Source organism: Stenotrophomonas sp. Steno-Z10-BAI, assembly GCF_056393115.1.
In genome coordinates this window covers 1-11,031 of the sequence record NZ_JBWJOZ010000004.1, presented here as the reverse complement: position 1 = coordinate 11,031, position 11,031 = coordinate 1, and the positions used below count along the sequence as shown (strand labels likewise).

General features: G+C 67.1%; 8 protein-coding genes. 3 read left to right on the top strand and 5 right to left on the bottom strand.

Going from position 1 to position 11,031, the window contains the following annotated elements:
• Window positions 1-15 precede the first annotated feature (15 nt).
• Window positions 16-1,431, bottom strand: coding sequence for a sensor histidine kinase (locus AC06E9_RS11100; RefSeq protein WP_121041547.1), 1,416 nt, complete (start codon window positions 1,429-1,431; stop codon window positions 16-18).
• Window positions 1,428-2,156, bottom strand: a complete 729-nt coding sequence (locus AC06E9_RS11095) for a response regulator (protein WP_121041545.1) — start codon at window positions 2,154-2,156, stop codon at window positions 1,428-1,430. The genes AC06E9_RS11100 and AC06E9_RS11095 overlap by 4 nt, the downstream gene beginning before the upstream one ends.
• Window positions 2,157-2,328: 172 nt before the next feature.
• On the opposite strand from AC06E9_RS11095, the gene AC06E9_RS11090 reads away from it, so the two are divergent.
• From AC06E9_RS11090 to AC06E9_RS11080, 3 genes are read left to right on the top strand one after another with little or no spacing between them, the layout of a single operon-like run.
• Window positions 2,329-3,585, top strand: a complete 1,257-nt coding sequence (locus AC06E9_RS11090; RefSeq protein WP_478056196.1) for an efflux RND transporter periplasmic adaptor subunit — start codon at window positions 2,329-2,331, stop codon at window positions 3,583-3,585.
• Window positions 3,582-5,552, top strand: coding sequence for a MacB family efflux pump subunit (locus AC06E9_RS11085; protein ID WP_121041543.1), 1,971 nt, complete (start codon window positions 3,582-3,584; stop codon window positions 5,550-5,552). Before AC06E9_RS11090 ends, AC06E9_RS11085 begins: the two co-directional genes overlap by 4 nt.
• Window positions 5,549-6,988 (top strand): efflux transporter outer membrane subunit, encoded by a 1,440-nt coding sequence (locus tag AC06E9_RS11080; RefSeq protein ID WP_478056052.1) that lies wholly within the window; start codon window positions 5,549-5,551, stop codon window positions 6,986-6,988. The genes AC06E9_RS11085 and AC06E9_RS11080 overlap by 4 nt, the downstream gene beginning before the upstream one ends.
• 38 nt (window positions 6,989-7,026) lie before the next feature.
• Here the strand turns inward: AC06E9_RS11080 and rlmB are convergent, their stop codons facing one another.
• The 3 genes from rlmB to rnr all read right to left on the bottom strand — a co-directional run bounded on the left by rlmB (window position 7,027) and on the right by rnr (window position 10,912).
• The gene (gene rlmB, locus AC06E9_RS11075; RefSeq protein WP_478056051.1) at window positions 7,027-7,773 is read right to left on the bottom strand and encodes a 23S rRNA (guanosine(2251)-2'-O)-methyltransferase RlmB; all 747 of its coding nucleotides are present in this window, start codon (window positions 7,771-7,773) and stop codon (window positions 7,027-7,029) included.
• Between the two features lie 84 nt (window positions 7,774-7,857).
• Window positions 7,858-8,334 (bottom strand): GFA family protein, encoded by a 477-nt coding sequence (locus tag AC06E9_RS11070; protein WP_121041539.1) that lies wholly within the window; start codon window positions 8,332-8,334, stop codon window positions 7,858-7,860.
• Window positions 8,335-8,443: 109 nt separating this feature from the next.
• Entirely contained in the window at window positions 8,444-10,912 is a 2,469-nt protein-coding gene (rnr, locus tag AC06E9_RS11065; protein ID WP_121041537.1) for a ribonuclease R, read from the bottom strand.
• Window positions 10,913-11,031: the final 119 nt, after the last annotated feature.

Below are 11,031 nucleotides of genomic sequence, written 5' to 3'. Positions count from 1 at the left end.
TTTGGGGGACCGGCGTCAGCCCCCGCGTGGCCCCGCCGCCGCCCGCGCCGGCGCGGCCCAGCGCACGATCGCTTCCAGCCCGCCCTGCGGATGGTTGCGCAGATGCAGCGTCGCGCCGTCCTTTTCGGCCAACGCCCGGGCGATGGTCAGCCCCAGGCCGGCACCGCCGGTCTGGCGCGAGCGCGAGGTCTCCAGCCGCACGAACGGGTCAAACACCGCCTCCAGCTCGTCCTCGGCCAGGCCGGGGCCGCTGTCGCGGATGCGCACCTCCACGTCCTGCCCGGCCTGCTCCACCCGCACGCGTGCGGTCTGGCCGTACATCACCGCGTTGTCGACCAGGTTGGAGAACAGGCGGTGCATCGCCAAGGGGCGCAGCATGAGCACTGCCCCGCTGGGTTGCTCGAAATGGACATCGGCGCCGGCTTCGGCGGCATCTTCGACGATGCTCTCCAGCAGCGAATCGAGGTCCAGCGCGGCACGTTGTTCAGCGCTCTCGGCACTGCGGGCCAGCTCCAGCCCTTCACGGATCAGCGCCTGCATCGCGCCGAGATCGGCGATCAGGCGTTCACGCAATGTCTCATCGGTGACGTTCTCCAGCCGCAGCCGCAAGCGCGTCACCGGTGTCTGCAGATCATGGGTGATCGCTGCCAGCATCTGGGTGCGCTCACCGAGGTGGCGCTGCAGCCGCTTCTGCATGGCGTTGAACGCCTCCGCAGCCCGGCGGACTTCCACCGGGCCGGTCACCGGCATCGGGGCGCCCTGCAGATCATCACCCAGTGCGGCGGCGGCATCGGCCAACCGCTGCAGCGGGGCGCTGGCCATCCGCGCCACGATGTAGGCCAGGATGGCGATCGCCACGACCAGCAAGGTCAGGAACAACGGGTCCACGGCGAGCACGCCGTTGTGCGCCACGGCGGGGGAATCCAGTGCCAGCCGCAGCGGTGTGCCGTCGGTCAGCTGCAGCGTGACCACGCGGCACTTGGGTGGGATGAAGGCCGGGTCGCGCTCACGCGGCGGGTGCCGCATCTTTTCCTTGTCGCGCGGCGGCGGCAGCAGCTCCGGCAACCGCGGCAGGCAGGAGCGGAACGAGGTGAAGGCCACCTGGCTGCTCGCCACCGGGCCGGGCCGGTCATCGAGGATCTCCATCAGCGCGGCATCGGGCCGGCCGATGCGTGCCCCCTCCGGCAGCTGCCGCACACTCGGCCCGCCACTGGTGAGCAGCCGCTGGCGCAACTCCGGATTACCGTCCAGCAGATTCACGAACCCCTGCAGGCGGTCGGCGATGCGGTTGAGGTTCTGCCGCTCGAACTCCTGCTGGCGCTTGGTACTTGCCAGCATGGTCGCGCCGATCGCGGCCACGCTCATGCCCAGCAGCAGGATCACGAACAGTCGCCCCACCATCGAGGAAAAGAAGTGGCGCAGGCGTTTCATTCCAGGGTGACCGCCGCAGCAAGCACATAGCCTTCGTTGCGCACGGTTTTGATCAGGCCGTCGCTGCCGCCATCATCGGCCAGCTTGTTGCGCAGGCGGCTGACCTGCAGATCGATGGCGCGATCCTGCGATTCGTAGTTGCGGCCGCTGCTCAGCGACACCAGTTGTTCGCGCGACAGCACCTTGTTGGCATGCCCGACGAACACCCGCAGCAGCCGGAATTCGGCGCCGGACAACACCACCACGCGCCCATCGGGATCAACCAGATGGCGGTGTTCGAGATCGAAGATCCAACTGGAGAAGCGCGCACGCCGGATCGCCAGCGGCTCCAGGTTGGCCGGCAGCGCCTCGGTGCGGCGCAGCACGTTGCGGATGCGGGCAAGCAGTTCGCGCGGTTCGAACGGCTTGGCCAGATAGTCGTCGGCGCCCATCTCCAGGCCGAGCACGCGATCGATCGGCTCGCTGCGCGCGGTCAACATGATCACCGGCGTGCTCGAGCGCGCGCGAAGATCGCGGCACAGGGTCAGGCCGTCTTCGCGCGGCAGGTTGAGGTCGAGCACGATCAGATCGACGTGTTCGCGCTCCAGCAGCTGGCGCATGCCCTGGCCATCGCTGGCCGTGCTCACCAGGTAACCGGCGCGGCCAAGCTGCTCGGCGAGCAGCTGGCGGATATCGTTGTCGTCATCGACGATCAGCAGTCTGTGCATGCTGTTGGCAGTCTCCATGCAGTGATCATCCCCTGTCGGGAGCTGAACCGCATCTCCTGGTTTACGTACGTCTGTTTCAAGGGGTGATGCAGATACACAATGAAATGCGCTGTGCACCGCAGGGATACATCTTGGTACACGGCGAGCATTGAGCCGGCGGTGAACGATCTTCACAATGCTGACAACGCCGATGCACCGGCCTGCCGAGTTGACGATCATCGTGAAGCCCCGTTTGCCCAGAACCCGCCGTGCTCGCCTCCTGCTGTTGCTCGTGGTCCTCGTCCTGATCGCCGCGATTGTGGCATGGATGCTGCGCAAGCCGACCGCGCCCACCCTGGCGACCACACCGGTCAGCCGCGGCGACATCGAACAGACGGTGGAAGCCACCGGCGTGATCGACGCCTACAAGCTGGTCAGCGTCGGCGCGCAGGCTTCCGGCCAGGTCACGTCGCTGAAGGTCCAGCTCGGCGATACCGTCAAAGAGGGCGATCTGATCGCCGAGATCGACGCCACCACCCAGCAGAACCAGGTGCTCAATGCCCAGGCCTCGCTGGACCAGGTCAAGGCACAGCGCGCGGTGCAGCAGGCCAGCCTGCGCGAAGCCGAGCTCGAGTTCGCACGCCAGCAGCAGATGCTGGCGGCCGAAGCTACCTCGCGCGCCGAGTTCGATGCGGCCGATGCCAAGCTCAAGACCGCCCGTGCCCAGATCCAGTCCTTCGACGCACAGATCAAGGGGCGCGAAACCGAATTGGGCACGGCCCGCGCCAATCTCGCCTACACCCGCATCATCGCGCCGATGGACGGCACCGTGGTCGCGGTGGTCACCGAAGAAGGGCGCACCGTCAACGCCAACCAGACCGCACCGACCATCGTGATGCTCGCCCGCCTCGATCTGGTCACGGTCAATGCCGATGTGTCCGAAGCAGACGTGGTCAAGATCCGGGCGGGCATGCCGGTGTACTTCACCACGCTGGGCGATCCAGACCGCAGATATCACGCCACGCTGCGCCAGATCAACCCGGCCCCGGCCACCATCGTCAAGAAGGATTCCACCACCAGCGACTCCTCCACCACCACCGCGGTGTACTACAACGCGCTGTTCGATGTGGAAAACCCGGACGGCACCCTGCGCATCGACATGACCGCCCAGGTCTCGATGATGCTCAAGCAGGCCAAGGATGTGCTGCTCATTCCCGCCGTGGCGCTCGGCCCGAAGAGTCGCGATGGGCAGTATCTGGTGCGCGTGGCCGGTGCCGACGGCATGCCGGCCCCGCGCAAGGTCAAGATCGGCATCAACAACGGTGCCAACGCCGAAGTCCTGTCCGGCCTGGAAGAGGGTGACAAGGTCATCGTCGGCGAAGGCGGTGGTGCACAGGGCGCAGGCGGCGGCAGCCGCGGTAGCGCCGTGCGGATCAGCGGCCCCGGCATGGGCGGACCGCGCCGATGAGCGCGGCCTCGACGGGCACGCCGCTGCTGCGGCTGCGCGACCTGCGCAGGGAATTTCCGGCAGGCGATGACACCATCGCGGTGTTGCGCGACGTCAATCTGGACATCGCTGCCGGCGAGATGGTCGCCATCGTCGGCCAGTCCGGCTCGGGCAAGTCCACCCTGATGAACATCCTGGGCTGCCTGGACCGCCCCACGCGTGGCAGCTACCAGGTGGCCGGCCGCGAGACCGGGCGGATGGAACCGGACGACCTGGCCGAACTGCGCCGCGAACACTTCGGCTTCATCTTCCAGCGCTACCACCTGCTCGGCGATCTGGATGCGCGCGGCAATGTCGCGGTACCCGCCGTCTACGCCGGCAGCCCCGGCCCGGTGCGCACTGCGCGCGCCGAGGAGCTGCTGCAGCGCCTCGGTCTGGGCGACCGCATGAACCACACCCCAGGCCAGCTCTCCGGCGGCCAGCAGCAGCGTGTCTCGATCGCACGGGCGCTGATGAACGGTGGCGAGGTGATCCTCGCCGATGAGCCGACCGGTGCACTGGACACGAAATCCGGCGAAGAAGTGATGGGCATCCTGGGCGAGCTGCATGCCGAAGGCCACACCATCATCATCGTCACCCACGACATGAGTGTGGCCCAGCACGCCCAGCGCATCATCGAAATCCGCGATGGCGAGATCATCGCCGACCGCGCCAATCCAGCGGCGCCGAGCTATCGCGCACAGCGGCAGCCAACCGTGGCCGCGAGCAAGGGCCACAGCTGGCGTGCCGCCCGCGACCGCTTCACCGAAGCGTTCCGGATGGCCCTGCTGGCCATGAATGCCCATCGCCTGCGCACCTTCCTGACCATGCTCGGCATCATCATCGGCATCGCCTCGGTGGTCTCGGTGGTGGCGTTGGGTAATGGCTCGCAGCAGCAGATCCTGCAGACCATCGGCTCGCTCGGCACCAACACGATCGATGTGTATTCCGGCCGCGGATTCGGCGACATGCGTTCGGCTCGCGTGCAGACCCTCAAGGCCAGTGATGCCGATGCGCTGGCCAACCAGAGTTACGTCGACAGCGCGACGCCCAGCGTCTCCTCCTCGGTGACCGCCCGCTACCGCAACCAGTCGGCCACGGCCCAGGTGAGCGGCGTCGGCGAGCAGTTCTTCCGGGTCAAGGGCGTCAAGCTGCTCGCCGGCAGCTTCTTCGACCGCGACGCGGTCACGCGGCTGGCACAGGTGGCACTGATCGACGAGAACACCCGCACCCAGTTTTTCCCCAATGGCGAAGATCCAATCGGCCAGGTGATCCTGCTCGGGAATGTTCCGGTACGCGTGATCGGCGTCGCCCAGCGGCCAGGATTTGGATTTGGCGGCAGCACCAGCCTGAGCGTGTGGGTGCCTTACACCACCGTGATGTCGCGCATGCTCGGCCAGAGTCACGTGTCCGGCATCACGGTGCGGGTGGATGATGCGACCCCGATGGATGCTGCCGAAGCAGCCATTTCCAAGCTGTTGATCATGCGCCACGGCACCGAGGATTTCTTCCTCAGCAACAGCGCTGAAATCCGCCAGACCATTGAACAGACCACTCGCAGCATGACCCTGCTGATCAGCGCCATCGCCGCGATCGCGCTGCTGGTCGGCGGCATCGGCGTGATGAACATCATGCTGGTCTCGGTGACCGAGCGCACCCGCGAAATCGGCGTGCGCATGGCCGTGGGCGCGCGGCAGAGCGATATACGCCAGCAGTTCCTGATCGAGGCGGTGCTGGTCTGCCTGCTCGGCGGCCTGCTCGGCGTCGGCCTGTCGCTGGTGGTCGGCTGGCTGTTCGGCAGATTCGCGCCGGACTTCCAGATGCTGTTCTCGACCGCGTCCATCGTGGCCGCCTTTGCCTGCTCCAGCCTGATCGGCGTGGCGTTTGGTTTCCTGCCGGCCCGCAATGCCGCCCAACTTGATCCCGTGGAGGCGCTGGCGCGCGAATGAAGATTTCTCCTGCTCTGCTGCACCCCGCATCGCTGCGTCCACTGGCCCTGGCCTGCGTGACCGCACTGACCCTGTCGGCCTGCGTCAGCACCGGCCGCTACCAGGTCGAGGCGCCGGCAGTACCGGCCACCTATGGCCGTGGCGATGCCACCTTGAACACCCCCACCGAGGCGGTGAGCGAGCAGCCGCATGCGGCTGCCGCCGATGTCCGCAGCGATGCCTGGTGGACCCAGTTCGGCGACACCGGCCTGGACCGCGTGATCGATCGCGCCCTGGCCGCCAACACCGATCTGGTCTCGGCCGGCTTGGCGGTGCAGCGCGCGCGCCTGCAGGCCGGCCTGGCCGACAACGCGCTCTGGCCACAGCCCTCGGGCAGCGTCAACAGCAGCGGCAACCGCCCGATCGACCAGCGCGCGGACTGGAACCGCGGCAGCTCGGCCGGCGTGTCCCTGCAGTGGGAGATCGATCTCTGGGGCCGCCTGCGTACCCAGCGCGACATCGCCCAGTGGGAGGCCCAGGCCAGCCAGGAAGACCTGCAGAACACCGCGCTGCTGGTAATCAGCGACGTGGCCACGCAGTACTGGACGCTGGCCTTCCTCAACCAGTCCATCGCCGCCGGCCAGGCCAATCTGCAGCGCCTGGAGCGCACCCGCGAGCTGGTCCAGGCGCGCTTCGATGCCGGTGCGGTCTCGCGCCTGGAAGTACGTCAGGCCGTACAGAGCCTGGAGGCACAGCGTGCTGCGCAGAGTGCACTGGAGCAGCAGCGTGTGGCTGCGCGCAATGCACTGACGGTGCTGCTGGATGGGCAGCCGCTGGCACTGGCCGAGGAACCGCAGCAACTGCAGCGCGCCGGCAGCCCGGTCGTGGCCGAAGGCCTGCCGGCCGATCTGCTCGGCCGCCGCCCGGACCTGCGCGCCGCCGAGCTGCGCCTGCGCAACAGCCTGAAGACCATCAAGGTCACGGCTACCCAGTACTACCCGGCGTTGAGCCTGACCGGCAGTGTCGGTACCGGCGCGCCCTCGCTCTCGGACGTGCTGAAGAATCCGGTCGCCACCTTGGGCGCGGGGCTGTCGCTGCCGTTCCTCAATGTGCGCCAGGCCCAGTTGAACACCCGCCTGGCCGGCACCGATTACCAGATCGCGGCCAACGGGTTCCGCCGCACGCTGTACACCGCGCTGTCGGAAGTGGACAACGCCCTGTCGGCGCGCGCCCAGTTCGCCACGCAGGTGGCGGCCTCGCAGGCGTCCTACGACGAAGCAGTGGAGATCGAGCGGATGTATGAAGTGCGCTACCGGGTCGGCGCTACCGACCTGCGCACCTGGCTGGAAGCGCAACAGACCCGGCGCGATGCCGAGCTGTCACTGGCGTCCGTGCGCCAGCGGCAGTTGATCAACGATGTGACGTTGTTCAAGGCGCTGGGCGGCAGCGCGGGGTGATCCCCCGCGCCAGGCGCATCACAGGTAGAGCGCGCGGCTTACAGCCCGCGCTGACGCACCGCTTCGAACAGGCTCACGCCGGTGGCGACGGAGACGTTCAGGCTCTCGATATCGCCCGGCATCGGAATCTTGACCAGGCCATCGCAGTTTTCGCGGGTCAGACGACGCAGGCCGTCGGCTTCGCCGCCCAGCACCAGCGCCACGTTGCCCTTCAGGTCGATCGCGTACAGCGACTCGGTGGCTTCACCGGCCAGGCCGTAGATCCACACGCCCAGCTTCTGCAGGTCCTTCAGGCAGCGCGAGAGGTTGGTCACCTGCACCACCGGGATACGGTCGGCCGCGCCAGCCGACGTCTTGCGCACGGTCGCATTGACCGACGCCGACTTGTCCTTGGGAATGATCACCGCCGTGGCACCGGCCGCCGCTGCGCTGCGCAGGCAGGCGCCGAGGTTGTGCGGGTCCTGGACCTCGTCGAGGATCAGCAGCAGGGCCTTGCCCTCGGCCGCTTCGACCAGCCCTTCCAGCTCGTTCTCGCCCCAGGTCCGTGCGGCCTGGTAGCGCGCCGCCACACCCTGGTGACGCACCGAACCGCCCACACCGTCCAGCGCCTGGGTGTTCACCTTGCGCACGTCGATGCCCTTGCGGCGTGCGTTTTCTTCGATCTCGGTCAGACGCGGGTTCTTCGCACCGGCCTCGATGAGGACCTCGCGGACGTTCTCGGCATCATTCTCGATCGAAGAGGCGACGGCGTTGACGCCGACGATCCACTGGTTTTGCTTGCTCATTGCGGGGGGCGGGACCGGTAAAGGGGTTAGTAATGGTAGAGCATCAAGGCCCACCCTGCCCTGCCGGGCGTTCACAGACCGCCTTCAGCCCGGCGGCCACTCCGCGGTGTCGTGGTCCGGGTGCTGGTGGGAGACGATATGCAGCAGGAAGTCGCCGGCCTCGGCGTCTTCCTCGCTGCGCAGCGCGCTGAGCGACCCCAGGGCATCCACGAACGGAAGCTTGGCCTCGATCCCGTACTGGATCGTCGGCGGCAGGCGGGCCGGTTCGTCGAAGGCGCCGGCCGCGACCGCCACGCCATCGGGGGCTTCGTAGGTCAACGGGGTGCCGCAGTCAGCGCAGAAGCCGCGCTGGACTTTGTTGGAGGATTGGAAACGTCGGGGCTCACCACGGGTCCAGCGGAAGTCGCTGCCACGGACCGAGACCAAGGGGGCGTAGTAAGCGCCGAAGGCCTTCTGGCACATCCGGCAATGGCAGATCGAGCTGTGGGTCAGCGCACCGACCACATGGAAGCGGATCGCGCCGCACTGGCAACCACCGCTGTATTCGGGGAGGGCCTGCATGGGATCGCTCCGGTGGAATCCGTGTGCCCACCAACGGTGGGCGGATAGACAGCGTGCCGACCAACGGTCGGCACCTGCCGCTTACCGGCCGTGGGCCGGTAAGCGATGATCAGTACTTCTGCTTCTGGCGCTTGGCCGGCTGGCCGCGCGGCGGCAGCTCGGGCAGCGAATCGTCCTTCTCTTCCACCAGGCGGAAGTCGATCTTGCGCTCTTCCATGCTGGCCTTGAGCACCAGGATCCGCACCCGGTCACCGAGGCGGTAGATCTTGCCGCGGCGTTCGCCGTTGAGCGTTTTGCGCACCGCATCGAACTGGTAATAGTCGTGCGGCAGCTGGGTCACGTGGACCAGGCCGTTGACCTTGGATTCGTCCAGTTCCACGAACAGGCCGAAGCTGGTCACGCCACTGATCACGCCCTCGAACTGGCCACCGACGTGCTTTTCCATCCACGCGGCGCGGTAGCGCTCGTCCACTTCACGCTCGGCTTCATCGGCACGGCGCGCCCGCTCGGAGCACTGCAGGGCCAGCGCGGCCATCTCACGCGGCGAATAGGTGAACTTCTCCGGCGCGGCTCCGCTGAGCGCGTGCTTGATCGCACGGTGCACCAGCAGATCGGGGTAGCGACGGATCGGCGAGGTGAAGTGGGCGTACGCATCCAGCGCCAGGCCGAAGTGGCCCAGGTTGTCCGGCGAGTACACCGCCAGGCTCTGGCTGCGCAGCAGCACCGATTCCAGCAGCGCTGCGTCCGGGCGATCGCGCACTTTCTTCAACAGCTTGGTGAAATCGGCCGGCTGCACCTTCGACCACGGCGGCAGGCTCAGCTTGAATTCCTTCAGGAACTCGAGCAGATCGGCGTACTTGGATTCCGGCGGACGCTCATGGTCACGGAACGGCGCCGGCACCTGCTTGGCCAGCAGGTAGCGCGCAGCCTGCACATTGGCCGCGATCATGCATTCTTCGATCAGCTTGTGCGCATCGTTGCGCACCATCATCCCGGCCTGGGTGACTTCGCCGGTGTTGTCCAGCACGAAGCGCACTTCGGAGGTTTCAAATTCGATCGCACCGCGGCGGGTACGCGCCTTGGCCAGCACGTGATACAGCTGGTACAGGCGATCCACCTGCGGCATCAGCGGACCGATCGCCTTGCGCGCAGCCGGGTCGTTCTCGCCCACCGCTTCCCAGACCTGGTTGTAGGTCAGGCGCGCGTGCGAGTTCATCACCGCTTCGTAGAAACGCGAATGAATGACCTCGCCTTCGCGGTTCACCTGCATATCGCAGACGAAGCACATGCGGTCGACCTTGGGCATCAGCGAGCAGATGCCGTTGGACAGCGTTTCCGGCAGCATCGGCACCACGAACCCGGGGAAATAGACCGAGGTCGCGCGCTTCTGCGCTTCAGTGTCCAGCGGCGTACCGGGACGCACGTAATTGGAGACGTCGGCGATCGCCACGACCAGGCGGAAGCCTTCGGCATTGGGTTCGCAGTAGACCGCGTCGTCGAAGTCCTTGGCGTCCTCGCCATCGATGGTGACCAGCGGCGTGTTGCGCAGGTCCTCGCGGTGGCCGATCTGTTCGGGGGTGACCACCATCGGGACCGCGGTGGCTTCAGCCAGCACTTCGGCCGGGAACTCGAACGGCAGCTCATGACCGTGGATGGCGGTTTCCACCACCAGCGAGGCCGTCAGCTTGTCGCCGAGTACGGCGATGATGCGGCCGATCGGCGGGCGGCGGGTGTCCGGCGCCTGGGTCAGCTCGCAGACCACCAGCTGGCCATCGCGGGCATCGCCGGTCTGGTCGGGTGGGATCTGTACATTGCGCTGCACGCGCTTGTCGTCGGGCACGACGTAGTTGATGCCGAACTCGACGCTGAAGCGACCGATCAGGCGGCTCATGCCACGCTCGAGCACACGCGAGATGCTCGCCTCGCGACGGCCGCGACGATCGATGCCGGTCACGTTGACCAGCACGCGGTCACCATGCAGCACCTTGCGCATTTCGAACGGCGGCAGGAACAGATCGTCGCCACCTTCGACCGGGCGCAGGAAGCCGAACCCTTCCGGGTTGGCGATCACCACGCCGGTGATCAGGTTGACGGCCTGCAGCGGTGCGAAACCGCCACGGCGGTTCTGCACCAGCTGGCCGTCACGGCACATCGCGCCCAGACGCTTGCCCAGGGCATCGGCACGGTCCGGCTCGGTCAGGCCGAGGTGGATGGCGATCTCTTCGGCGGTCTGCGGGCCATCGCAGCGGTCGAGCAGCTGCAGGATCGCCTCACGGCTGGCGATCGGCTGCGCATAGCGCTCGGCCTCGCGGGCGGCGAAGGGGTCGACCTGGACCTCACCGTCGAGCGGGGTCGGATGCGGGCGGCGGCGGGTCGGGATCGGCCCGGCATGCGCGGGCTTGGGCCCGCGCTTGTTGCCACGCGACGGCTCAGCAGTGTTCAGGGATTCGGGCATCCAGGGGGGCAGCTTGCCGGCTTTCTTGGCGGCAGCGCGGGGCTTGCCCGACGGACCGGCTGCCTTCTTGGGCGCCGGGGACTTGGGGGCTTTCGCGCCCTGGGTCGGTTTCTTTGGTTTCATTGACCTCAATAGTAACCGCTGCGCGTGTGCAGAACCGATCAGCGGCGCTCCTGTGCAGGATTGTGAAGAAATTTCACAAAACCGTTGACAACCTGCGGGGACATGGCCAAAATTCGCCC

Coding starts and splice junctions, on each gene's coding strand:
- AC06E9_RS11090 (WP_478056196.1), top strand. CDS start 2,329: ATGCACCGGCCTGCCGAGTTGACGATCATCGTGAAGCCCCGTTTGCCC.
- AC06E9_RS11095 (WP_121041545.1), bottom strand. CDS start 2,156: ATGGAGACTGCCAACAGCATGCACAGACTGCTGATCGTCGATGACGAC.
- AC06E9_RS11085 (WP_121041543.1), top strand. CDS start 3,582: ATGAGCGCGGCCTCGACGGGCACGCCGCTGCTGCGGCTGCGCGACCTG.
- AC06E9_RS11070 (WP_121041539.1), bottom strand. CDS start 8,334: ATGCAGGCCCTCCCCGAATACAGCGGTGGTTGCCAGTGCGGCGCGATC.
- AC06E9_RS11080 (WP_478056052.1), top strand. CDS start 5,549: ATGAAGATTTCTCCTGCTCTGCTGCACCCCGCATCGCTGCGTCCACTG.
- AC06E9_RS11100 (WP_121041547.1), bottom strand. CDS start 1,431: ATGAAACGCCTGCGCCACTTCTTTTCCTCGATGGTGGGGCGACTGTTC.
- rlmB (WP_478056051.1), bottom strand. CDS start 7,773: ATGAGCAAGCAAAACCAGTGGATCGTCGGCGTCAACGCCGTCGCCTCT.
- rnr (WP_121041537.1), bottom strand. CDS start 10,912: ATGAAACCAAAGAAACCGACCCAGGGCGCGAAAGCCCCCAAGTCCCCG.